This is a genomic window from Acrocarpospora catenulata, assembly GCF_018476525.1.
GTDB classification, from domain to species: Bacteria; Actinomycetota; Actinomycetes; order Streptosporangiales; family Streptosporangiaceae; genus Acrocarpospora; species Acrocarpospora catenulata.
Window position 1 is genome coordinate 219096 of the sequence record NZ_JAHCST010000007.1, and the last position, 22916, is coordinate 242011.

Sequence of the window (22916 nt, forward strand, 5' to 3'; positions counted from 1 at the left end):
TACAGGACGGCGGCGTGGAAGATCATGCGCCGGCCGTCCCTTTCGTGAAATATCAGACCAGCGGGCGGGCGGTCGGCGGGATGGCGACCGGGAGGGCGGTCTGACCGGTGAGGTACTCGTCCACCGCGGCGGCGGCGGAGCGCCCCTCCGCGATGGCCCACACGATCAGCGACTGCCCGCGTCCCATGTCACCCGCGGCGAACACCCCGTTCACCCCGGTCTGGTAGCTCTTGCCGCGCGCCACGTTGCCCCGGGCGTCGAAGAACTCCCCGGCGGACAGTTCGGCCAGCTCGGTCAGCAGCCCGCCCTTCTCCGGGCCGAGGAAGCCCATGGCGAGCGTCACCAGCTGCGCGGGGAGCTCCCGCTCGGTGCCGGGCACCGGCTTGAACCCGGCCGCCGGGCCCTCCACGTCCACCAGCTTCAGCCCGGTCAGCCGCCCCTCGGCGTCCTTCACGAACTCGGTGGTGGAGACCGCGTAGACCCGCTGCCCGCCCAGGTCCGCCAGCTCCTCGTGGGCGCTCTCCATCTTGAAGAGCATCGGGTAGGTCGGCCAGGGCTGGGAGCCCGGCCGCTCGGCCGGGGGCTGCGGCATGATCTCCAGCTGGGTGACGGAGGCCGCGCCCTGCCGGATGGCGGTGCCGATGCAGTCCGCGCCGGTGTCGCCGCCGCCGATCACCACGACGTCCTTGCCGTGTGCCGAGATCGTGGAGTCGCCGAAGCCCTTGTTGGCGGGGGGCAGGTACTCCATGGCCTGGTAGACGCCGACGGCGTCCCGGCCGGGCACCGGCAGGTCGCGCCAGGCGGTGGCGCCCCCGGCCAGCACGATGGCGTCGAACTCGGCGCGCAGTTCGGCGGCGGTGATGTCCACGCCGACGTTCACACCGGTGCGGAACACCGTGCCCTCGGCGGTCATCTGGGCCAGCCGCCGGTCGATGTTCCGCTTCTCCATCTTGAACTCGGGGATCCCGTACCGGAGCAGGCCGCCGATCTGGTCGGCCCGCTCGAACACGGTCACCTCGTGGCCGGCCCGGGTGAGCTGCTGGGCGGCCGCGAGACCGGCCGGTCCCGAGCCGACGACGGCCACCTTCTTCCCGGTCTTGACGCGCGGCGGCTGCGGAGTGACCCAGCCCTCGGCGAAGGCCCGGTCGATGATCTCCACCTCGACCCGCTTGATCGCCACCGGGTCGGAGTTGATGCCGAGCACGCAGGCCGCCTCACACGGCGCCGGGCAGAGCCGCCCGGTGAACTCCGGGAAGTTGTTGGTGGCGTGCAGCCGCTCGATCGCCTCCTGCCAGTCGTCCCGGTAGACCAGGTCGTTCCACTCCGGGATCAGGTTCCCCAGCGGGCAGCCGTTGTGGCAGAACGGGATGCCGCAGTCCATGCAGCGGGCCGCCTGCCGGGTCAGGTTCTCCTTCGGGAAGTCGTGGTAGACCTCCCGCCAGTCGCGGATCCGCACATCCACCGGGCGGCGTCCCGGCAGCTCCCGGCCGTGCGTAAGAAACCCCTTCGGGTCAGCCATCGGTAGTCCCCCCTTATCCGTGCGAAGCGGCCATGACGGCCTCGTCGATGTCCCGGCCCTCGGCTTCGGCCTCGGCGCGGGCCCGCAGCACCCGCTTGTAGTCGATCGGCATGATCTTGCCGAACCTGGCCAGCGCGGCGTCCCAGTCGGCGAGCAGCCCCTTGGCCACCGGCGAGCCGGTCTCGGCCAGGTGCTTCTCGACCGTCTCCCGGAGGAACTCCGAGTCCTCGTCGGTGAGCGCCTCGATCTCCACCATCTCCCGGTTCACCCGCACCGCGTTCAGGTCCAGCACGTACGCGATGCCGCCCGACATGCCGGCCGCGAAGTTGCGCCCGGTGGGCCCGAGCACCACGGCCCGGCCGCCGGTCATGTACTCGCAGCCGTGGTCGCCGACGCCCTCCACCACGGCGGTGGCACCGGAGTTGCGGACGCAGAAGCGCTCGCCCACCACGCCCCGGATGAACGCCTCGCCGGAGGTGGCGCCGTACAGGCCCACGTTGCCGGAGATGATGTGGCCGTCCAGATCGTCGTTGACCGGGCGGACCACGATCCGGCCGCCGGACAGGCCCTTGCCCACGTAGTCGTTGGCGTCGCCGGTCAGCCGCAGGGTGACGCCGTGCGGCAGGAAGGCGCCGAAGGAGTTCCCCGCCGAGCCGGTGAAGGTCACGTCGATGGTGTTGTCCGGCAGGCCCGCGCCGCCCCACTTGCGGGTGACGTGGTGGCCGAGCATGGTGCCCACGGTCCGGTTGACGTTGCGGATCGGCAGTTCCAGGGTGACCCGCTCGCCGAACTGGAGCGCACCCTCGGCCAGCTGGATGAGGGTGTTGTCCAGTGCCTTGTCCAGGCCGTGGTCCTGGCCCACCACCCGGTGCAGCGCGGTGCCGGCGGGCAGCTCCGGCTGGTACAGGACGGGCGACAGGTCCAGGCCTGCGGCCTTCCAGTGGTCCACGGCCGCGTCCACGTCCAGCAGGTCGGCCCGGCCGATGACCTCGTCCAGCGAGCGGTAGCCCAGCGTGGCCAGGTACTCCCTGACCTCCTGCGCGATGAACTCGAAGAAGTTGACCACGAACTCGGGCTTGCCGGTGAAGCGGCGGCGCAGCTCGGGGTTCTGGGTGGCCACGCCGACCGGGCAGGTGTCCAGGTGGCAGACGCGCATCATCACGCAGCCGGAGACCACCAGGGGCGCGGTGGCGAAGCCGTACTCCTCGGCGCCCAGCAGAGCGGCCACGATCACGTCGCGGCCGGTCTTGAGCTGGCCGTCGGTCTGCACCACGATGCGGTCGCGCAGGCCGTTGAGGAGCAGCGTCTGCTGGGTCTCGGCCAGGCCGAGCTCCCAGGGCGCGCCCGCGTGCTTGAGCGAGGTGAGCGGGGAGGCGCCGGTGCCGCCATCGTGGCCGGAGATGAGCACCACGTCGGCGTGCGCCTTGGAGACGCCCGCCGCGACCGTGCCGACCCCGACCTCGGCGACCAGCTTCACGTGCACCCGGGCCAGCGGGTTGGCGTTCTTCAGGTCGTGGATGAGCTGGGCCAGGTCCTCGATGGAGTAGATGTCGTGGTGCGGCGGCGGCGAGATGAGGCCGACGCCGGGGGTGGAGTGCCGGGTCTTGGCGATCCACGGGTAGACCTTGTGGCCGGGCAGCTGGCCGCCCTCGCCGGGCTTGGCGCCCTGGGCCATCTTGATCTGCAGGTCGTCGGCGTTGACCAGGTACTCGCTGGTCACCCCGAACCGGCCGGAGGCCACCTGCTTGATCGCCGACCGGCGGGCCGGGTCGTGGAGGCGTTCCGGGTCCTCGCCGCCCTCGCCGGTGTTGGACTTGGCGCCCAGCTGGTTCATGGCGATGGCCAGCGTCTCGTGCGCCTCCATCGAGATGGAGCCGTAGGACATGGCGCCGGTGGAGAACCGGCGCACGATGCTCTCGACCGGCTCCACCTCCTCGATCGGCACGGGAGCGGCGGCCGGGCGCAGCTTGAACAGGCCGCGCAGCGTCATCAGGGTCTCGGACTGGCCGTCGACCAGGGAGGTGTACTCCTTGAAGATCTCGTACCGGCGGGTCCGGGTGGCGTGCTGCAGCTTGAAAACGGTGGTCGGGTTGAACAGGTGCGGCTCGCCCTCGCGCCGCCACTGGTACTCGCCGCCCACCTCCAGCCGCCGGTGCGCGTTCTCCGCCCGCGGGTAGGCCCGCAGGTGCCGCTGCTGGGCCTCCTTGGCCAGCACGTCGAAGCCGACGCCGCCGAGCCGGGAGGTGGTGCCGGTGAAGCACTCGTCGATCACCTCGGCGCCCAGGCCGAGCGCCTCGAAGATCTGCGCTCCGGTGTAGGAGGCCACGGTGGACACGCCCATCTTGGACATGACCTTGAGCACGCCCTTGCCGTACGCCTTGATCAGGTTCCGGACGGCCTTGCGCGGGTCGATGGCGAGCACCCCGGTGGAGATCATGTCCTCCACCGTCTCGAGGGCCAGGTACGGGTTGATGGCGCTGGCGCCGTACCCGATGAGCAGCGCCATGTGGTGGCACTCGCGGGCCTCGCCCGTCTCGATCACCAGGCCCACCCGGGTCCGGGACTTCTCCCTGATCAGGTGGTGGTGGACCGCGCCGGTGAGCAGCAGCGACGGGATGGGCGCCTTCTCCGGTGAGGAGCCGCGGTCGGAGAGCACGATGATGCGCGCCCCGTCCGCGATGGCCCGGGAGACCTCCTCGCGGATCTCGGCCAGCCGCCTGGTCAGCGCGTCCCCGCCGCCGCCCACGTGGAAGAGCCCGGAGACCACGTACGGCTGGAAGCCGGGCAGCGCGCCCTCGTTGTTGATGTGGATGATCTTGGCGAGCTCGTCGTTGTCGATCACCGGGTACGGCAGCACCAGGCGGCGGCAGGACGCCGGGCCCGGGTCGAGGAGGTTGCCCTCCGGCCCGATGGTGGACTGCAGGGAGGTGACCAGCTCCTCCCGGATGGCGTCCAGCGGCGGGTTGGTGACCTGCGCGAACAGCTGGCTGAAGTAGTCGAAGAGCAGCCGGGGCTTCTCGCTCAGCACGGCCACCGGGGAGTCGGTGCCCATCGAGCCGATCGGCTCGATGCCGGTGACCGCCATCGGGGTGAGGATGATGCGCAGCTCCTCCTGGGTGTACCCGAAGGTCTGCTGCCGCTTCACCAGCGCCTCGTGGGTCGGGTGCTCGTGCTCCCGCTCCGGCAGCTCCTCGAACCGGACGAGCCCGGCGTGCAGCCACTCCCCGTACGGCTCGGCGGCGGCCAACTCGGCCTTGATCTCGTCGTCCTCGATGATCCGGCCCCGGGAGGTGTCGACCAGGAACATCTTGCCCGGCTGGAGGCGGCCCTTGCGGACCACCCGCTCCGGCTCGATGTCGGACAGCACGCCGGCCTCGGAGGCCAGCACCACCAGGCCGTCGTCGGTCACGTAGAACCGGCCGGGGCGCAGGCCGTTGCGGTCCAGCACCGCGCCGACCAGGGTGCCGTCGGAGAAGGAGATCGAGGCGGGGCCGTCCCAGGCCTCCATCAGGGTGGAGTGGAACTCGTAGAAGGCCCGGCGGGCCGGGTCCATCTCGGTGTGGTTCTCCCACGCCTCCGGGATCATCATGAGCACCGCGTGCGGCAGCGAGCGGCCGCCCAGGTGGAGCAGCTCCAGCGTCTCGTCGAAGGAGGCGGTGTCGGAGGCGTCCGGGTCGCAGATGGGGAACAGCCGCTCCAGGTCGCCGGGGATCAGGCCGGTGCCGAGCATGGCCTCCCTGGCCCGCATCCAGTTCCGGTTCCCCTTGACGGTGTTGATCTCGCCGTTGTGCGCGATGTACCGGTACGGGTGGGCCAGCGGCCAGGACGGGAAGGTGTTGGTGGAGAAGCGGGAGTGCACCAGGGCGATGGCCGAGTCGTACCGGGAGTCGGACAGGTCGGGGAAGAACGGCTCCACCTGCTGCGGGGTGAGCATGCCCTTGTAGACCACGGTCCGGCTGGACAGCGAGGCGAAGTAGACGTCCACCTCGTGCTCGGCGCGCTTGCGGAAGGCGAAGGCCTGCCGGTCCAGCTCGACGCCGGTCAGGTCGCCGGCCGAGACGAACAGCTGGCGGAAGGCGGGCATCACGGCGCGGGCGCTCGGGCCGGCGTGCGCGGTGTCCACCGGGACCTCGCGCCAGCCGAGCACGGTCACGTTCTCCTCGGCCGCGATCTCCTCGATCATGCGCATGGCCACGGCGCGGGCCTGCTCGTCCGAGGGGAGGAAGGCGATACCGGCCGCGTAGTGGCCCTTTTCCGGGAGCGTGAAGGGGACCGTCGCCCGGTAGAGCTCGTCCGGGATCTGGGTGAGGATGCCGGCGCCGTCTCCGGTGTCCGGTTCGCTCCCCCGTGCCCCCCGGTGATCGAGGTTGATGAGCGCGGTCAGGGCCTTCGCCACGATGTCATAGCTGCGGCGGCCGTGGACGTCGGCCACCATGGCGACGCCACAGGCGTCGTGCTCGTTCGTGGGGTCATATAGGCCCTGTGGCTCGGGAAAGCCCCCAGGACGGCCAAGGCGGGCAGCAGGCATGTAATCACTCCCGTCGTCATCGTCTGCGTGGAACAGAGGGACGACGCTGGCCCTGCTGCAGTTGTAGGTGGTCTAGAGATTACCCCACTGTCACAAAGACCCACCTCCGGCGGGCGGTGTCATCAGGCTGTGACATTCACCGCACTGCTCGGTAGTCGCCGTCGGTGGGGGCGATCCGGGTGGCCGGAGTCGCCGATACAGTTCGGAGTATGGCTATCGAGGAGCTGTTTGCACAGGCAGGAGTGGATGGCAGGCGGCTCCGTCAGGTGGTCGCCCTCCTGGCGGATGGGCGCTGGTGGACACTGGCCGATCTGGTCAGGGAGACGGCGACCTCGCGGCGTACCGTTGAGGCGCTGCTTCGCGAGCTCCCCCTTGAGCGTCGCGACCCGCACCTCAGAATCCGGCCCGATCAGGCCAAACAGTACAACACTGGCATCGAATCGAATATTTCGGACCCCGTGTCTCATCTTATGGACATATATCGGGATACGGTGGCCCGAATCGGGGAGCTGATCGTCAAGGCGCCTCGGGGGCGGCGCACCCTCGACCATGTGTCCGCCACCGCCGACACCGTGGTGCGGCGGGCGGTGTTGCTCGGGGAGCGGTTCTGGCTGCCGGGGGCCCGGGTGCTCTGTGTCGGCGACCATGACCTGACCTCGCTGGCGATCCGGATGGTCCACCCGGAGGCCGAGGTGGCGGTGGCCGATCTCGACGAGCGGGTGCTTGCCTACATCGATGCCCAGGATCTGGGGGTTCGCACCTTCTGGGCGGATCTGCGGCTGGGGTTGCCGCCGTCGGTTCGGGGGTGGGCGGATCTGATCGTCACCGATCCGCCGTACACGCCTGAGGGGGTGGGGTTGTTCACCGCTCGGGGGGCCGAAGGGCTGCGTGATCGTGAGCAGGGGCGGATCCTGCTGGCTTACGGGGCCTCGGAGCGTACGCCGATGCTGGCGTTGAAGGTGCAGCACGCGCTGGCGGAGCTGAATCTGGTGACCGAGGCCATGTTCCCGGACTTCAACCGGTACCACGGGGCGGAGGCCATCGGCAGCGCGGCCGATCTGTACGTTCTCCGGCCGACCAGTAAGACCTGGCCGGCGGTGGCCTCGCGGGTGGATCGGCTGGCTACCGCGATCTATACCCAGGGGCCGCAGGCGGTGGAGTCGGCCGCGCGTCCGGCTGTATCCGGTTCATCTGATCTGTTGGGGGTCGAGGAGTTCGCGCCTCAGGTGCTGGTCGGGGACTGGCCGCGGGAGATCCTGCCGAAGGTGGCTCGGGTTCGGCTCTCGACCTGGCTGGCCAAGGCGTACGCGGGTGATCCGGAACGGGTGGCGATCGCCGTGCCGGCCGGGCTGGAGGCGGTGGCGGTGCGCCTGCTGCTGGCCACCCGGGCCCGGCAGGTTCTCCTCCACTGCGCGGAGCCGCCCGCCGGTCTCGCCGCCCTGCTCGCCCCGGTCTACTCCCTCGCCGTCGAGGGCGGCGTCGTCCGTGCGGTACGGCATGCGGCGCCGGAGACCGGCGGCGCGCGCATCGTGCGCCGGATCTTTGACAACGCGCACGGCAAGGCCGCCAATGCCTGGCGGGAAGGGTTGATCGCCGAAACCGGCCTCACCAAGAAGCAGGCCAGAGCGGTTATTCCGGCCTGGGCCGATGCCACGACCCTGGAGCTTCCGGAACACCGCCTGGCCGACCTGCCGCACCTGGTCGGTGTGTCCCTGTCGGCTAGCCCGCCAGCAGGCGGGTCTGCAGGAACCGGCTGATCGAGTCGACGGCCAGCAGCGGATCGGTCAGGTCCGGGGTCTCGTCGCCGAGCGCGGCCACCCAGCTCACCACCACGTAGTGGCCAAGGGCTCTTACCTGGGCGGAACCCCCGTCCACCTGTGGCTGCCCGGGAGCGACCCGAACGAACGCCTCCCTGGCGAAGGCCGTGGCCAGCCGATCCGCCGCGGCCGAATCAGCCAGATTGAAGATCGCGAACTGGCCGCTGACCCCGTCAGCCGCATAAACCGCACGCAACACCTGCGTACACCCCGCCAGCGGCGCACTCCCCCACACCGCCCCCGCGCAGTCCCCCGACTCCGTCACCTGCCCGCGGCGCATGCTCACCCCACCGGTCCCCACCGACTCCTGGGCGAACACCTCCCCCTGCGTCAACGGCGCCGAATCAACCGCCCGACTCCCAATCGGCTCATAAATCGCCGAACTAGGCTCCCCCCGAAAAACCTTCGGCCGCGGCCCCTCCGGAGCCCCGGAACACGCCACCCCCACCACAGCGGCCACAAGCACCGCAGCGATCCAACGCATAAGGCCAGATCCTAGTCAGCTTCTCGGCCGTGAACGACCGAGCTGCAGTTCCTTGCCGTCGATGGCCTCGACGGTTCAGTCCGCGTCGTCGGCAGCGTGACTCACTGCCCAGCCCACTACGCCGCGTGAGGCGATGTTGCGGGCTGCGTTGACGTCGGCGTGCTCAGCGAAGCCGCACGACGTGCAGGAGAATCTGTCCCGGTCCGGCCGGTTCTTCTTGTCGACGTGCCCGCAGCCGAGCACTGCTGGGAGGTGTAGGCCGGATCCACATGGATCACGGCGACTCCCCGGCGGGCCGCCTTGTAGGTGATGAAGCCTCCCAACTGGTGGAAGCTCCAGGCGTGCAGTGTGACCCGCTGGGACTTGCGAAGCCGTACCCTCTCGCGGATGCCCTGGAGGTCTTCCAGGGCGATGCCGCGACAGGTGCGTTCTGCCTCGGTCACGATCTGCTTGGCGATCACATGGTTGAGGTTCGCGGCGAACCGGGCCTCTTTGCGGGCCCGGCGTTTGAGCAGCCGCTTGGCGGACTTGGTCTGCTTGGCCTGCAACCGGCGGCGCAGCAGGCGATGTCGGCGGCGGACCGCGTTCAGGCCCTTGCCGCTGTGGCGCATGCCGTCGCTGGTGGTGGCGATGTTGGCGATGCCCAGATCCACCCCCAGGAAGCCATCCGGGGCGGTGACCGCGACCTCGGGAAGCACGCAGGTGGCGATCAGGTACCAGGAGCCGTCGCGGCGGACCAGGTCCGACTCACCACGCCGGTGGGCGGTCAGCATCGCCACCTGGTCGGCCGAGGCGGTGAAGGCGATCCCGCGCAGCCGGCCGGCCACGGTCCAGATCGACACCGTGCGAGCCTGGAGCTGCCAGGACAGGCACCGGTCGTCGTAGGGCTGGGCAGCGCCAACGCGGAAGGTGATCGGTTTGCTCTCCGCCTTGACCCGCCGCGCCGATCCCGGCCTGCCCAGGTTCCCGTCGGCCAGGTTGGCGTGCAGGGTGCGGTAGGCGTCGGCGACCTTCTTGATCACGTGCTGGGCCGCCTGGGCGGCCAGCCCGAAGTCGGCCTTGATCTGATCGTAGGTGTGCCTGCGCAGGTCGAAGTTGCGGAAGCAGCCCTGGGTGAACGCGATCTGCGATACCAGATCCGCGGCCCGGTTGGCCGCGTGCAGGGTTGCCTCCAGCGCCACCGCCTGCTCGGGCGTCGGCCGCAGTTTCACCTGCACCACCAGGCTCACATCGAACACACTACCGTTTGGCCCCTGTCACCTCGATGGGAACCTGACCCCGATATCTGCCGGGGCCGTAGTGTGATTCCGACAGAAACCGGGGGACGTTTGATTACCGTGGGACTCCCACCCACTCACCCGTTTGGCCCCTCCGGGTCCGGGCCCGGCTCCGCCGGGACGGTAGGGCACCGCCCCACGTAGCGAGCTTGATTGCCGTAAGGTTCCCACGCACCTACCTGCTTGACCTTCCGGGTCCGGACTCGGCTCCGCCGGGATGGATGGTTGCCGTGGAAGCCCCACCCTCGTTGATCCTTTGGGTCCGGACCTGGCTTCCGACGGGGCGGTTGATCGTCGCAATCACATGGTCGGCTGGGTGGTCAGCTTGTTGGGGGTGGGGTGGGGCCGGTGACGGCTACTACGCGGCGGTAGACGGCTTTCTCGGATTCGCGGGCGGCCAGGTTGAGGGAGACGAAGTCGTCGCCGGTTTCGGGTTCGGCGCCGTCTTTGCGGCCTACCCAGACGAGGCCCGCGTAGTGGCCCATGGCGTGGCCGCTGGCCTCGGTGTAGCCGGAGAAGGGGGCCTGGTCGGGTTGGAGGGGGAGGACCCAGCCGCCTCGGTGCAGGGACTCCAGGCGGGTGACCAGGGTGTTGGCGGCTTCCGCGTCGGCGAGGTTGAGCAGGGTGAACTGGGCGATGTAGACGCCGTCGGAGCTGGTGAACAGGCCGCGCACGGCCTGGGTGCAGCCCGCGTCGGCGACCTGGTCGATCAGTTCCTCGCCCCAGAGCACGGCCGCGCAGTCGGCGTCCAGCTGCCGTTGGGTGAGCTTCAGCGACTGCTTTCCGGCTTTCACCGTGCGGACGTTGAAGATCTCTTCCGCGGTGAGCGGCTTGGCGTCGGCCGTACGGTCGGCGATCGGCTCGAACTGCTTCAGGGACGGCCAGGCGCGGTAGTCCTCCGGGCGGGCCTGGCCGATGGCCGAACCCGCCCCGGCCTCGCTGGGAGCGGCCGAGGTGCCGTTGACCGCGTCCACCAGGAAGATGAGCAGCAGCGCCACGACCAGCAGCCCGGCCACTCCGCCCATACCGAGCAGCACCTTCTGCTGGACGGGGGTCAGGCCCAGCTCGGCGAGACGGGTCTCGCTCCAGCGGTCGTTCTGAGGCGGACGGGCGGCTCGCTCAGACCGAGCGGGACGTTCCGCGCGAGCAGCCCGCTCGGAGCGCCCCATTCGACCGGACTGAGCCAGGCGTCCCGAACGCCCCGAATCTCCAGAACCGGCCCGACGACCCGAAGACTCCGAGCGCTCCGGATCTCCCGGACCGGCCCGACGGCCCGAAGGCTCCGAACCTTCCGACCCAGCCCAATAGTCCGAAGGCTCGGACCGTTCGGGACCTTCTGGTCCAGCCCAGCGCCCCAAAGGCTCCGAACGGTTCGGGTGACCTGGGCCCGGCCAGTGGCCCGAAGGTCCCGAACGGTCCGAGCCTTCCGAAGTGGCCCATTGGCCCGAAGGTCCCGAACGGTCCGGGCCTTCTGACGTGGCCCAGTAGCTCGAAGGTTCCGGGTGTGCCGGGCGTTCTGAGCGGGACGGTGAGCGGCGTTTCCGGGGGGTGGTCATGTGTGGTCTGCCCCGATGGTCGATCTAGGGCCGGGCTCGCTCATCGCGGCGAGCCCGGCCGGGTGGAGGCGGCCGTCATCGCTGGCCGGCCTCCTCCCCGGAAACTCCGGAGGCGGCCTTGTCACGGTCGGCGTCGCCGTCGCCGGTGTCACGGCCGGAATCAGCGGACTCGGCGGAATCCGAGGAATCAGAGGATCCGGCGGAATCCCCGGTCTCGCCGGGGGCCGCGGCGGACGGCTCGGTGGCCGTCGCGAGTTCGTCGTCCTCGGCCTGTTCGGGACCGTGCGCGGGGTCGTGGCTCTCGGCCCCGGCCGGAACGATGATCTCCTCGGTCGTCTTGTTCCTGGTCAGCCAGAAGTACGCCACCGCCCCCAGGAAGATCACCACCGAGGTCCACTGGTTGAGCCGCAGCCCGAGGATCTCGTGCGCCGGATCCACCCGCAGCCCCTCGATCCAGAACCGCCCGACCGTGTACCCCGCGACGTACAGCGCGAAGAGCCGCCCATGCCGGAGCGAGAACCGCGCCCCGACCAGGATCAGCACGCCCGCCAGCGCGAAGTCCCAGAGCGACTCGTACAGGAAGGTCGGGTGGTAGGTCTCGACGCCGGGCACCGTGCCGGGACGGCCCGGGTCGATCTGGAGGCACCAGGAGTAGTCGCAGGGCCCGCCGAACAACTCCTGGTTGAAGTAGTTGCCCCAGCGTCCGATGCCCTGGGCGACGGCGATGCCGGGCGCCAGCGTGTCGGCCACCGCCAGGAACGAGATACCGCGCCGGCGGCAGGCGATCCAGACGCCGACCGCGCCGAGCGCGATCGCCCCCCAGATGCCGAGGCCGCCCTTCCAGATGTAGAGCGCGTCGATCGGCCGGTTGGGCGCGTCGGCGCCGAAGTACAGCTGCCAGTCGGTGATGACGTGGTACAGCCGGCCGCCGACCAGGCCGAACGGCACGGCCCAGACGGCGAGGTCGGTGATGGTGCCGGGCTGTCCGCCACGGGCGCGCCACCGGCGCTCACCGATCCAGACGGCGGCGACCACGCCGAGCACGATGCACAGCGCGTAGGCCCGGATGGGGATCGGTCCGAGATTCCAGACCCCCTGCGACGGGCTGGGAATGTAGGCGAGGGGCATGTCACAGGACGCTACCGCCTCCGTGAGGCACTCGGGTACGGTCGACCGTAATGGAGCGGGCATTCCAGGCCACAGAACGGTCATTCCGCTCACTGAGCCGCAGCTTGTACGGCCTGCCGCAGCTTGGCCGGAACGAAGATCGTCTCGTTGCCGAGTTCCTTGCCGTTCAGCTTGACGGTCGGCGTGCCGGTCAGTTTCTGCTGCCGCATCGTGGTCGTCGAGAACTGCTCCTGCGCCTTGGCCTTCCGCTGCGTGGTGACACAGTCCGCGAAATCGGGCGCGGTGACCCCGGCCGACTTACCCCAGGAGACCAGGTCGTTCAGCCGGAAGCCCTCCACGGTCTCCGGCGGCTGCTCCTGGAAGAGCTTGTCGTGGAAGGCCACCCACTGGGCGCCGTCGGTGACGCACCGGGCCGCCGCCCCCGCCCGGATCGAGTTGGACCTGGTCGGCTCCTGCGGGAAGATCGTGATCGGGTGGTAGACCACCTTGGCCTTGCCCTCGGCGGCCAGGTTCCGGATCGTGGACCCGCTGCTGTCCTCCATGGACTTGCAGGCCGGGCACTGGAAGTCCTCGAACACGTCCAGCACCGGGGACTCCACCCCTGCCTGCGCCATGGTGACCGAGCCGTCGGAGTTGACGGTGGTCGGGGCGAGCCCCTGCCGGGGCGCCTCGGCCGTGTCCTGGGAGGCGGCGTACCAGGAGCCGAAGCCGACCGCGGCCACGGCCACCACCGCCACGCCTGCGATGGTTGCCAGGCGGCGGCGCCGGTCCCGCTTGCGGTCCGCCTGCCGCTGCGCCGCGATCCGTTCGCGCGCCGCGGCGGACCGCGCACCCTTGCTCATCACTCGTTCTCCTTCTCCTGAGAATCGTCCAGAAGGTCGTCGTCGTCCGGGGGCGTCAGACCCAGCAGGGAGTCGAGCGCCAGCCGCCCGGGCGGGAACCAGGCCGCCCAGGCCGCGCAGAGCACCAGCCCCGCGTCCCGGAGCAGTTCCGCGAGGTAGGCGGGCTCCTGACCGGCGGCCAGCGTGCCGTCCCCGCCGAAGCAGCCGCAGTCGATGCGCAGCCCCCGCGCCCAGGCCGAGGCGATGCCGACCACGAAGGCGAGCATGAGCAGCCCGGCCACCACCGCCGAGAAGCGGGTGAGCAGGCCCAGCACAAGCAGCGCTCCGACGACGATCTCCAGAATGGGCAGGCCGTACCCCACGGCCGTGGCGACCCCGTCCGGCAGCAGCTCGTAGGCCTTGACCGCCTGCACCGAGAGGGCGGGCGTGCCGATCTTGAGCCAGCCCGCGACGATGAGCACGCCGCCGAGCACCAGCCGGGCCAGAGTCGTCACCCAGGGTACCGCCACCGGAGCGGATAGTGACCACCTGAATGCGTGACTGTCCGATGCCACCTGAGGTCTCCTTTGCCGTGCCGCCCACGCGGCACCGGTCCCGAACCTATGGCAGTCAGCTCATCATGGCCCGTATAAGCGCCCGATAAGACGTGTACGCCCGCCGAACGAGCCCTGTACAAGACGCAGAACGGCCGATCCCGCGCGGGGACCGGCCGTTCCGTAGGCGTAGATCAGCGGCGCACCCCGGCGGCGAGCTCGGCGGCGAGTTCGCGGACCGCGAAAAGACCGGCGGCCTCGTCGGGGGCGTCCAGCAGGCGGCGGATGAAGGCCGAGCCGACGATCACGCCGTCCGCGTACGCCGCCACCTCGGCGGCCTGGGCGCCGGTGCCGACCCCGAGGCCGACGCAGACCGGGAGCGTGGTGTGCGCGCGGGTGCGCTTGACCAGGCCTTCAGCGGCGCTGCCGACCGCCTCCCTGGCGCCGGTGACGCCCATCAGCGAGGCGGCGTACACGAACCCGGTGCAGCACTCGGCGACGACGCCGATGCGCTCCTCGGTGGAGCTGGGCGCCACCAGGAAGACGGTGTCCAGGCCCGCCTCCCGGCTGACCTCCCGCCACGGCCCGGCCTCCTCGGGCGTCAGGTCCGGGGTGATCGTCCCCACCCCGCCCGCGTCCGCCAGCGCCCGGGCGAACCGCTCGGCCCCGTACCGGTCGATGGGGTTCCAGTACGTCATGACCAGGGTCGCCGCCCCGGTCGCGGCCACGCCCTCCACGGTGCGGAGCACGTCGGCGATCCGGGTGCCGTTCAGCAGCGAGCGGTGCACCGCGTCCTGGATGGTCGGCCCGTCCATCAGCGGATCCGAGTACGGCAGGCCGATCTCGATCACGTCGCAGCCGGCCGCCACCATGGCGGAGGCGGCGGCCACCGCGCCTTCCTTGGTCGGGAACCCGGCGGGCAGGTAGCCCACCAGGGCGGCGCGGTTCTCCGAGCGGGCCTTGTCGAATACCGCGGCAAGTGTCGTCATATCGGTCAGACCTCAGAGGTTGAAGTACTTCATCGCCGTGCCCATGTCCTTGTCGCCGCGCCCCGAGAGGTTGACCAGGATGGTCGTGTCGGGGCCCAGCTCACGGCCCAGTTTGAGGGCTCCGGCCAGCGCGTGCGAGGACTCGATCGCCGGGATGATGCCCTCGGTGCGGGCCAGCAGCGAGAACGCGTCCATCGCCTCGGCGTCGGTGATGCCGTGGTAGGTGGCGCGCCCGCTGTCCTTGAGCCAGGCGTGCTCCGGGCCGACGCCCGGATAGTCCAGACCCGCCGAGATCGAGTGGGACTCGATGGTCTGGCCCTCCTCGTCCTGCAGCACGTAGGTGCGCGAGCCGTGCAGCACGCCGATCGAACCCGCGGTGAGGGTGAGCGCGTGCTCGCCCGTCTCCAGGCCCCTGCCGCCCGCCTCGTAGCCGTGCAGCCGGACGTCCTGGTCCTCGAGGAAGGCGTGGAAGATGCCGATCGCGTTGGACCCGCCGCCGACGGCGGCGCAGACCGCGTCCGGTAGCCGCCCGGTCAGCTCCAGGATCTGGCGGCGCGCCTCGACCCCGATGATCCGCGCGAAGTCCCGCACGATGCCGGGGAACGGGTACGGCCCCGCCACGGTGCCGAACAGGTAGTGGGTGGAGTCCACGTTGGTGACCCAGTCGCGGAAGGCCTCGTTGATGGCGTCCTTGAGGGTCTGGCTGCCGTTGGTGACCGGCACCACGGTGGCGCCGAGCAGCTTCATCCTGGCCACGTTGAGTGCCTGCCGCTCGCAGTCCACCGCGCCCATGTAGATGACGCACTCCAGGCCCATCAGCGCGGCGGCGGTGGCGGTGGCCACGCCGTGCTGCCCGGCGCCGGTCTCGGCGATCACCCGGGTCTTGCCCAGCCGCTTGGTGAGCAGCGCCTGGCCGAGCACATTGTTGATCTTGTGGGCGCCGGTGTGGGTGAGGTCCTCGCGCTTGAGCACGATCCGGGCGCCGCCCGCCTGCTCGCCGAAGCGCGGCACCTCGGTGAGGGTGGTGGGGCGGCCCGCGTACGTGCGGAGCAGGTGGTCGAACTCGCGGATGAACGCGATGTCGGTCCTGGCCTTCTCGTAGACGGCGGCGACCTCGTCCAGGGCCGGAATCAGCGCCTCCGGCACGAACCTGCCGCCGAAGACGCCGAACTTACCGCGCTCGGCGGTGTCGTGGGCGCCGATCCCGGTGAGATCGCCCGGGGTCAGGACAGTTCCCTCAGTCATTGGTGGTCTCCGTGGTCTGTTCGAGCCCGCCCCTGCGGCTACTGCTGCCGCTCCTGGCGGGATGAGGGGTGCGCGCCGGCGGTGACCAGGTCGTTGACGGCGGACCTGGGGTCCTTGCCGGTGACCAGGCTCTCCCCGACCAGCACCGCGTCCGCCCCGGCCCGGGCGTAGGCGAGCAGGTCGTGCGGCCCGCGCACACCCGATTCAGCGATCTTGATGATCCCGTCCGGGATCTTGGGGGCGAGTTTGGCGAACACTTCCCGGTCCACCTGGAGGGTCTTCAGGTCGCGCGCGTTCACACCGATGACCTTGGCCCCGGCCGCGACGGCACGCTCCAGTTCCTCCTCGGTGTGCACCTCGACCAGCGGGGTCAGCCCGATCGACTCGGCCCGCTCGATCAGCGAGACCAGCGCCTCCTGCTCCAGCGAGACCACCATCAGCAGGGCCAGGTCCGCGCCGTAGGCCCGGGCCTCCCAGAGCTGGTAGGAGCTGACGATGAAGTCCTTGCGGAGCACGGGCACGTCCACCCTGGCCCGGACGTCGGCCAGGTCGGCGAGGCTGCCGCCGAACCGGCGCCGCTCGGTGAGCACGCTGATCACGTGCGCGCCACCGGCCTCGTAGTCGGCGGCCAGCGCGGCCGGGTCGGCGATGGCGGCGAGCGCGCCCTTGGACGGGCTGGACCGCTTCACCTCGGCGATCACCGAGACCCGGTCGCCGCCCAGCGCCGCGAGCACGTCACGAGGGGCGGGGGCACGTTCGGCGCGCCGCTTGAGGTCCTCGATCGACACGTCCTTCTGCCGCTCGGCGAGGTCCTCCCGGACCCCCTCAAGAATCTCGTCCAGAACGCTCATCGGACCTCCCCGGTCGTGGGCGTACGGCCCGCCAAGCGGTCAAGGCCTGCTCGCTCGCTACGCTCGCTCACGTGGTTCGGATCCCTCCGATGTGGACTACCGGATCGACTGCGCCCCACGGGGCGCCGCCCCGCCGTGCCCTGCCGATGGTATCGGCCTTCCCGACCTTGCCCCGCCATCGGGCCCCCGTCACGGCGCGAGGAACCGCCCAAAAGGCAGATTCCGCACAATCCAGTACGCCATAACGACCCCCACACTCCCCCAAACCACCACAGGGTGCATCAACACACTCCGCACCCCCTTACCCCGCCAAACCCCCACAACCCAAATCCCCCACACGTACACGAGAACCGGAAGCATCACCACAAACAATGGATTAAGCCCCAGCGCCGCCCCGACATCCCCGTGGCTCAACGCATAAACGGCCCGCAAACTCCCGCACCCGGGACAGTAAAGCCCCGTTACCGCAAAAAGCGGACATGTCGGATAGCGTCCCGGCGAATTCGGATCGACGGCCGATACATAGGCCCAAGCCGCCAGCCCGATCCCGGCCACTCCCCCAGGCGCGACCAACCCCCGCAGCCGCCGCCCCTTCACCCCCGGACCAGCCTCCACGCCGTCACCCTACTCCGCGGGCGATCAGCCCCCGGCCCCCTGTCCGCCGCGCCGGAGGCGCGGCGGACGGCTCAGTACTGGTAGTCCGTGGGCATGGATTCGGCGAGACCGATCAGGGCGAGGATGGTGCTGCCGAGGATCAGCCAGAGGATGATCCAGAGGGCGATGGTGATGTAGGAGGTGACGAGGCCCGCCACGGCCATGCCGCGGCCTTCCTCGCCGCTGTCCTTGATCCGGCTGAGGGCGATGTGGCCGAAGATCACGCCGAGGATGCTGGTCACGCCGCAGAGGAGGAGGCCGACGATGCCCATGACGAGGGAGGCCACGGCCAGGCCGTTGGTGGGGCGGGACGGCTGGGGGGCGTAGCCGTAGGCCTGGTAACCGGGCTGCTGGTAACCGGGCTGCTGGTAGGACTGGTCGTAGCCGCTGGGCTGGGTGTAACCCTGCTGGCCGTAGGGGTCGTAGCCAGGCTGCTGGCCGTAACCGGGCTGCTGGGGGTAGCCCGGCTGGTCCCCGTAGCCGGGCTGGCCGTAACCGGGCTGGCCATAGCCGGGCTGCTGGCCGCCGTAGCCTGGCTGCTGGCCGTAGCCGGGCGGCTGGTCCCCGGTGTCGCCTGGCTGGTTCCCGTAACTCATGTGAATGACTCCTAGCGGTCATCGTGAGAGGTGCGGGGCGCAGCCTAGCGATTGCCTGGAATTACTTGGGCTTGTCGCTCAATTTGTGGACGATTTGTGACCAGCGTTCCCGCCCGTCACCGATGGTCCTCTTGTTCGGCGGTGGGGTCCAGCCCCTCGTCGAGGGCGTCCCAGAGGCGGCGGGCCGAGGGCGCCGAGTCGTCGGGGGTTCGCGAGTACCGGGCGGACATGCCCGCCCAGCGCCGCCCCCGCAGGGCCGTGACCAGGCCGCCCACGAGCAGCAGCGCCCCGCCGGCGACGGCGGCCACCGGCCAGTACGTGCGATCGAGCACCGCCGTCCCGTACGCCTGGAGCCCCGCCGCCACCACGCCGGCCCCGCAGAGCGCCACCAGCACGCCCACGACGGACCGCCAGACACCGCGCGTGGCCAGTACCGCGACACACCCGGCCAGGGCCGCGAGCGCGACCGGGGTGAGCCACGCGGCGACCTCGTCACCGGTGAGCGCCGCCACCGGCCGGTTGACGGTGACGGCGCCGGCGGCCGGCAGACCCCAGTCCCGCCCGGCGGCCAGCCACGCCAGACCGGCCCCCGCCGCGCACACCACCAGCCAGACCGCCATCTCCCGCCCGCCACGGGACGGCGTGGTGTCCGCGCTCACCTCACCTCGAACCGCCATGCCCTTCACCCCGACACTTCGAGGGGGTCCGCGTCGAAGCACGTACGGTCCCCGGTGTGACAGGCCGCCCCCACCTGATCGACCTGGAGCAGGATGGTGTCACCGTCGCAGTCGAGAGCGGCGTGCTTGACCCACTGGACGTGCCCCGAGGTGTCGCCCTTCACCCAGTACGACCCCCGGCTCCGCGACCAGTAGGTGGCCCGGCCGGTGGTGAGCGTGCGGTGCAGGGCCTCGTCGTCCATCCACGCGAGCATCAGCACCTCCCCGGTGTCGTACTGCTGGACGACGGCGGGCACCAGCCCGTCGGGATTGCGCTTCAACCGGCCGGCGATCTTCTGATCAAGGGACATGTCCCCCATCATGCCTCACGTATCGGCCGCCACCAGCGACAACGGCAGGTCGCGGATGGGATGGGCGGTGAATCCAGGAGCCCCCCGGTAGGCGGCGCCGGTGATCCAGCGCGCCGTGGTGGAGGCGACCACCCGGCCTTCCGCGTTGGTCAGGAAGGCCGGTCCGGGGATCTCACGGAGCGCGGGAAGCACGGCGGCCTCGAAGCGGCGGACGAAGACGTCGGCGGCGGCCACGCCGAGGAAGGCGCCGGAGACGGTGACGGGCACCGACAGGGTCAGCGAGTACTCGTCGGTGCAGAGGTAGTCCACGTAGGGCCCGCAGATGGTGTGCTCCACCCCTGCCTGCGGCCCGGTGTACCAGTCCCAGTGGGTGTAGTCGTAGAACGCGCTGGAGGAGGGGTCCAGGTCGCGCAGCAGCTGCACCGGCCGCCCGGACGGGTTCTCCTGCCACCATTCGAGGTACCAGGGCGCGTCCGCGAGCAGCCCGGGCGCGGCGATGAACCCGATCCCGGCGATGAGCGCGCCGAGCCGCCGCCAGAGCAGCGGCCGCAGCGCCGCCAGGTCGGCCACCACCGGCGCGGGCGCGGCTCCGAGGGAGTCCCGGAGCGCGGTCACCGTGGCGTCGCGGACCTCGCGGAGGGCGGCGTACACCTGGTCGGTCAGCTGGGCGACCCTGGCGACGGCCGTGCCCACCTGCGCCGTCGACCCTGCACTGGTCGACACTGTGCTGGTCATGTACTACTCCTGAAGGCGCAGCCGAAGCTCGATGAGGTGATCCATCGCGTCCTGCACGTGCCGCTCCGCCAGCGCCCTGGCCCGGTCGCCGTCGCCGGCCGCGATGGCCTCGACGAGGGTCTGGTGCTGGTCGAGCAGCCGCCGCACCGACATCTCATCGTGCCCCCGCCGCTCGTCCCGGGAAAGCCACAGCAACGGTCCGATGTCAGCCTGTAACCGGATCTCTTCCTGAGTGAGTCGCGCGGACTGGGAGGCGGCGGCCACCTCGACCCGGAACCGCCCGTCCAGGCGGCGCAGGCGGCCGTCCCAGTCGGCGGTGGCCATCTCGGCCAGGGAGCGGCGCAGCGGCGCCAGGTCCGAGGGCAGGGCCCGCTGGGCGGCCAGCCGGGCGGCGGCCCCGGCGATGGCCGCGTAGTGGTCGCCGAGGTCACGGAGTTCGTCGACGGCGTAGGCGCGCAGCCGTACGCCGACGTCGAGGGAGTCGGGGGCGCGCACGAAGCTGCCGCCGCCGCGGCCGCGCCGGGTCTCCACCAGGCCCTGCTGGCGCAACGCCATCAGCGCCTCCCGCAGGGTGACCGTGGAGACGCCCAGCTGGGCGGCGAGTTCGGCCTCGCTGGGCAGCTGCTCGCCGTCGGTGAGCAGGCCGAGCGCGATGGCGTCGGTGAGGCGGCGGACCACGGCCTCCACCCGGGCGGTGCTGTCGACGGGCGCGAAGACGGCCAGCCGCGCCGTGTTCATCCGCTTGCCCTCCCCGTCGACCACTTTCAGCAACGAGCAGCCGCCCTGGCCGCACGGGTCCAGGTCACGCCTTTCTCGTTAACCCCTGTGATACCGGATCGTGTCTTGTTGCGAAACATTTAACACCATATGTTTAAGTTCATGGCTGACCAAGCGGTAGCCCTGCGCGGGCTGCGCAAGAGCTTCGGGAGCGTCGAAGCGGTCGCGGGAGTGGACCTGGACGTCGCCGACGGCGAGTTCTTCGCGATGCTCGGCCCGTCCGGCTCGGGCAAGACGACCGTGCTGCGGCTGATCGCCGGATTCGAGACCCCGACCGCCGGGACCGTGGAACTCGGCGGCCGGGACGTGACCCGGCTGGCCCCCTTCGAACGCGACGTCAACACCGTCTTCCAGGACTACGCGCTGTTCCCCCACATGTCCGTCCTGGAGAACGTGGAGTACGGCCTGCGCGTGAAAAAGGTCCCGAACCGCCGGGAACGCGCGTTAGAAGCGCTCGCCTCGGTCCGGCTGGAAGGGTTCGAGAAACGCCGCCCCGCCCAGCTCTCCGGCGGCCAGCGCCAGCGGGTCGCCCTGGCCAGGGCCCTGGTCAACCGCCCCCGCGTGCTCCTGCTCGACGAGCCGCTCGGCGCCCTCGACCTCAAGCTCCGCGAGGAGATGCAGGTCGAGCTGAAGGCCATCCAGCGCGAGGTCGGCATCACCTTCGTGTTCGTCACCCACGACCAGGAGGAGGCGCTGACCATGAGCGACCGCGTCGCGGTCTTCAACGCCGGCCGGATCGAGCAGATCGGCAGCCCCGCCGAGGTGTACGAGCGACCGGCGAGCGCGTTCGTGGCCGGGTTCGTCGGCACCTCCAACCTGATCTCCGGTGCGGCGGCCCAGGCCGTACTGGGCAAGGAGGGGACCTTCAGCGTGCGGCCGGAGAAGCTGCGGGTGGCCGCGCCGGAGGAACCCGTCGGGGACGGCGAGCACAGCGCCACCGGCCTGGTCAGCGAGGTCGTGTACGCGGGGCCCGCCACCCGGTTCGTGGTGGATCTGGACGCGGGCGGGCGGCTCATCGCCCTCCAGCAGAACCTGCAGGTCTCGTCCATGGACGTGATGGGCCTGCGCGGTACCAGGGTCCGGCTCGTGTGGCACCGCCGCCACGAGTTCGCGATCGTCTAACAAGGAGTCAGCATGCGATCAACCCCCCGAAGGCTCTCCCGTACCCTTACCGCCGTCGCAGCGCTCGCGCTGGCCGCCGCCTGCGGGTCCACCGAACCCACCGGCACGGCCGCCCCCGCCCCCGGCTCCAGCGGCTTCACCCCGCCCAAGATCGAGGCCCTGCAGTCCCTCGGCGCCGGCGAGGGCCAGGTCAACCTGGTCGCCTGGGCCGGGTATGTGGAGGACGGCTCCAGCGATCCCAAGGTGGACTGGGTGACCGAGTTCGAGTCGACCACGGGCTGCCAGGTGAACACCAAGGTGGCCGGCACCTCCGACGAGATGGTCAACCTGATGAAGACCGGCGAGTACGACGCCGTCTCCGCCTCCGGCGACGCCTCGCTCCGCCTGATCGCGGCCGGCAACGTGGCCCCGGTCAACACCGCGCTGATCCCCAACTACGCCGACGTCTTCGCGGGCCTGAAGGACCGGCCGTGGAACTCGGTGAACGGCGTCTCCTACGGGGTTCCGCACGGCCGCGGCGCCAACCTGCTGATGTGGCGGACCGACAAGGTCAGCCCGGCCCCCGACTCCTGGGGCGTGGTGTTCGACCCCAACTCGCCGTACAAGGGGTCGGTGACCGCCTACGACTCGCCCATCTACATCGCCGACGCCGCCGTCTACCTGATGGCCACCAAGCCCGAACTGGGCATCAAGAGCCCGTACGCGCTGGACGACACCCAGTTCCAGGCCGCCGTGGACCTGCTCAAGCAGCAGCGCACCATCATCGGCGAGTACTGGTCGGACTACACCAAGGAGATCCAGGCCTTCAAGGCGGGCGACACCGTGGTGGGCACCACCTGGCAGGTGATCGCCAACCTGGCGCAGGCCGACCAGGCGCCGGTGGAGGTGACGCTGCCCAAGGAGGGCGCGACCGGCTGGTCGGACACCTGGATGGTGGCCGCCAACGCCAAGCACCCCAACTGCGCCTACAAGTGGCTGGACTGGATCATCTCCCCCAAGGCCAACGCCCAGGTCGCCGAGTGGTTCGGCGAGGCGCCGTCCAACGCCAAGTCGTGCGCCGAGACGGCCGACCCCAAGCACTGCGACACCTTCCACGCCACCGACGAGGACTACTTCTCGAAGGTCTACTACTGGACCACCCCCATCCCGCAGTGCCTGGACGGCCGCACCGACGTGACCTGCAAGGACTACGCCGAGTGGACCCGGGCCTGGACCGAGATCAAGGGATAAGAGCTG

Annotated in this window: 19 protein-coding genes and 1 pseudogene; 3 read left to right on the plus strand and 17 right to left on the minus strand. The window is 70.5% G+C overall.

The genetic code is table 11. The features are described from left to right. Positions 1 to 52: 52 nt before the first annotated feature. Both KIP79_RS09905 and gltB read right to left on the minus strand, forming a co-directional pair. A complete protein-coding gene (locus tag KIP79_RS09905; protein WP_214104399.1) occupies positions 53 to 1519 on the minus strand; it encodes a glutamate synthase subunit beta in 1467 nt (488 codons plus the stop codon). Between the two features lie 13 nt (positions 1520 to 1532). Further along, complete coding sequence (gene gltB, locus KIP79_RS09910; protein ID WP_214104400.1) at positions 1533 to 6047, minus strand: glutamate synthase large subunit; 4515 nt, start codon at positions 6045 to 6047, stop codon at positions 1533 to 1535. Positions 6048 to 6538: 491 nt separating this feature from the next. On the opposite strand from gltB, the gene KIP79_RS09915 reads away from it, so the two are divergent. After that, positions 6539 to 7804: a bis-aminopropyl spermidine synthase family protein gene (locus KIP79_RS09915; protein WP_308169643.1), complete on the plus strand. Its 1266-nt coding sequence runs from the start codon at positions 6539 to 6541 to the stop codon at positions 7802 to 7804. On the opposite strand, the gene KIP79_RS09920 is transcribed toward KIP79_RS09915, so the two are convergent. The 15 genes and pseudogenes from KIP79_RS09920 to KIP79_RS09990 all read right to left on the minus strand — a co-directional run bounded on the left by KIP79_RS09920 (position 7767) and on the right by KIP79_RS09990 (position 20543). Beyond that, the gene (locus KIP79_RS09920) at positions 7767 to 8198 is read right to left on the minus strand and encodes a hypothetical protein (RefSeq protein ID WP_214104402.1); all 432 of its coding nucleotides are present in this window, start codon (positions 8196 to 8198) and stop codon (positions 7767 to 7769) included. The two genes, KIP79_RS09915 and KIP79_RS09920, sit on opposite strands and share 38 nt — an antisense overlap. Positions 8199 to 8423: 225 nt before the next feature. Next, positions 8424 to 9586 (minus strand): annotated as a pseudogene (locus KIP79_RS09925) (RNA-guided endonuclease InsQ/TnpB family protein). Between the two features lie 359 nt (positions 9587 to 9945). Continuing rightward, positions 9946 to 10794, minus strand: coding sequence for a hypothetical protein (locus KIP79_RS09930; protein ID WP_214104403.1), 849 nt, complete (start codon positions 10792 to 10794; stop codon positions 9946 to 9948). Between the two features lie 462 nt (positions 10795 to 11256). Then, positions 11257 to 12309 carry a prolipoprotein diacylglyceryl transferase gene (gene lgt / locus KIP79_RS09935; protein ID WP_214104404.1) on the minus strand — a complete coding sequence of 351 codons (1053 nt, stop codon included), beginning with the start codon at positions 12307 to 12309 and terminating at the stop codon, positions 11257 to 11259. A gap of 89 nt (positions 12310 to 12398) precedes the next feature. Beyond that, entirely contained in the window at positions 12399 to 13151 is a 753-nt protein-coding gene (locus KIP79_RS09940) for a DsbA family protein (protein ID WP_214104405.1), read from the minus strand. Next, entirely contained in the window at positions 13151 to 13660 is a 510-nt protein-coding gene (locus KIP79_RS09945; protein WP_308169645.1) for a MauE/DoxX family redox-associated membrane protein, read from the minus strand. The genes KIP79_RS09940 and KIP79_RS09945 overlap by 1 nt, the downstream gene beginning before the upstream one ends. A 218-nt stretch (positions 13661 to 13878) precedes the next feature. Beyond that, complete coding sequence (gene trpA / locus KIP79_RS09950) at positions 13879 to 14673, minus strand: tryptophan synthase subunit alpha (protein ID WP_214104406.1); 795 nt, start codon at positions 14671 to 14673, stop codon at positions 13879 to 13881. A gap of 12 nt (positions 14674 to 14685) precedes the next feature. Continuing rightward, on the minus strand, positions 14686 to 15918 hold the full coding sequence (gene trpB / locus KIP79_RS09955; protein ID WP_214104407.1) for a tryptophan synthase subunit beta: 1233 nt from the start codon (positions 15916 to 15918) through the stop codon (positions 14686 to 14688). Positions 15919 to 15956: 38 nt separating this feature from the next. Then, positions 15957 to 16769, minus strand: a complete 813-nt coding sequence (gene trpC, locus KIP79_RS09960) for an indole-3-glycerol phosphate synthase TrpC (RefSeq protein WP_214104408.1) — start codon at positions 16767 to 16769, stop codon at positions 15957 to 15959. Between the two features lie 189 nt (positions 16770 to 16958). Beyond that, complete coding sequence (locus KIP79_RS48210) at positions 16959 to 17384, minus strand: DUF2752 domain-containing protein (RefSeq protein WP_214104409.1); 426 nt, start codon at positions 17382 to 17384, stop codon at positions 16959 to 16961. A 71-nt stretch (positions 17385 to 17455) separates the two neighbouring features. Next, a complete protein-coding gene (locus KIP79_RS48920) occupies positions 17456 to 18019 on the minus strand; it encodes a DUF4190 domain-containing protein (RefSeq protein WP_214104410.1) in 564 nt (187 codons plus the stop codon). A 116-nt stretch (positions 18020 to 18135) separates the two neighbouring features. Continuing rightward, positions 18136 to 18696, minus strand: coding sequence for a Trp biosynthesis-associated membrane protein (locus KIP79_RS09975; RefSeq protein ID WP_250212952.1), 561 nt, complete (start codon positions 18694 to 18696; stop codon positions 18136 to 18138). Positions 18697 to 18701: 5 nt separating this feature from the next. Beyond that, positions 18702 to 19046, minus strand: a complete 345-nt coding sequence (gene hisI, locus KIP79_RS09980) for a phosphoribosyl-AMP cyclohydrolase (protein ID WP_214104411.1) — start codon at positions 19044 to 19046, stop codon at positions 18702 to 18704. Between the two features lie 15 nt (positions 19047 to 19061). Then, complete coding sequence (locus tag KIP79_RS09985) at positions 19062 to 19781, minus strand: cache domain-containing protein (RefSeq protein WP_214104412.1); 720 nt, start codon at positions 19779 to 19781, stop codon at positions 19062 to 19064. A gap of 3 nt (positions 19782 to 19784) precedes the next feature. Then, the gene (locus tag KIP79_RS09990) at positions 19785 to 20543 is read right to left on the minus strand and encodes a FadR/GntR family transcriptional regulator (protein WP_308169651.1); all 759 of its coding nucleotides are present in this window, start codon (positions 20541 to 20543) and stop codon (positions 19785 to 19787) included. 117 nt (positions 20544 to 20660) lie between these two features. Here KIP79_RS09990 and KIP79_RS09995 point away from each other — a divergent pair, with 117 nt between their 5' ends. Beyond that, complete coding sequence (locus KIP79_RS09995) at positions 20661 to 21680, plus strand: ABC transporter ATP-binding protein (RefSeq protein ID WP_250212954.1); 1020 nt, start codon at positions 20661 to 20663, stop codon at positions 21678 to 21680. A 12-nt stretch (positions 21681 to 21692) separates the two neighbouring features. Further along, positions 21693 to 22910, plus strand: coding sequence for an ABC transporter substrate-binding protein (locus tag KIP79_RS10000; RefSeq protein ID WP_214104414.1), 1218 nt, complete (start codon positions 21693 to 21695; stop codon positions 22908 to 22910). Positions 22911 to 22916: the final 6 nt, after the last annotated feature.

Coding starts and splice junctions, on each gene's coding strand:
- KIP79_RS09905 (WP_214104399.1), bottom strand. CDS start 1,519: ATGGCTGACCCGAAGGGGTTTCTTACGCACGGCCGGGAGCTGCCGGGA.
- gltB (WP_214104400.1), bottom strand. CDS start 6,047: ATGCCTGCTGCCCGCCTTGGCCGTCCTGGGGGCTTTCCCGAGCCACAG.
- KIP79_RS09930 (WP_214104403.1), bottom strand. CDS start 10,794: ATGGGGCGCTCCGAGCGGGCTGCTCGCGCGGAACGTCCCGCTCGGTCT.
- lgt (WP_214104404.1), bottom strand. CDS start 12,309: ATGCCCCTCGCCTACATTCCCAGCCCGTCGCAGGGGGTCTGGAATCTC.
- KIP79_RS09940 (WP_214104405.1), bottom strand. CDS start 13,151: ATGAGCAAGGGTGCGCGGTCCGCCGCGGCGCGCGAACGGATCGCGGCG.
- trpA (WP_214104406.1), bottom strand. CDS start 14,673: ATGACGACACTTGCCGCGGTATTCGACAAGGCCCGCTCGGAGAACCGC.
- trpB (WP_214104407.1), bottom strand. CDS start 15,918: ATGACTGAGGGAACTGTCCTGACCCCGGGCGATCTCACCGGGATCGGC.
- trpC (WP_214104408.1), bottom strand. CDS start 16,769: ATGAGCGTTCTGGACGAGATTCTTGAGGGGGTCCGGGAGGACCTCGCC.
- KIP79_RS48920 (WP_214104410.1), bottom strand. CDS start 18,019: ATGAGTTACGGGAACCAGCCAGGCGACACCGGGGACCAGCCGCCCGGC.
- KIP79_RS09975 (WP_250212952.1), bottom strand. CDS start 18,696: ATGGCGGTTCGAGGTGAGGTGAGCGCGGACACCACGCCGTCCCGTGGC.
- hisI (WP_214104411.1), bottom strand. CDS start 19,046: ATGTCCCTTGATCAGAAGATCGCCGGCCGGTTGAAGCGCAATCCCGAC.
- KIP79_RS09985 (WP_214104412.1), bottom strand. CDS start 19,781: ATGACCAGCACAGTGTCGACCAGTGCAGGGTCGACGGCGCAGGTGGGC.
- KIP79_RS09995 (WP_250212954.1), top strand. CDS start 20,661: ATGGCTGACCAAGCGGTAGCCCTGCGCGGGCTGCGCAAGAGCTTCGGG.
- KIP79_RS10000 (WP_214104414.1), top strand. CDS start 21,693: ATGCGATCAACCCCCCGAAGGCTCTCCCGTACCCTTACCGCCGTCGCA.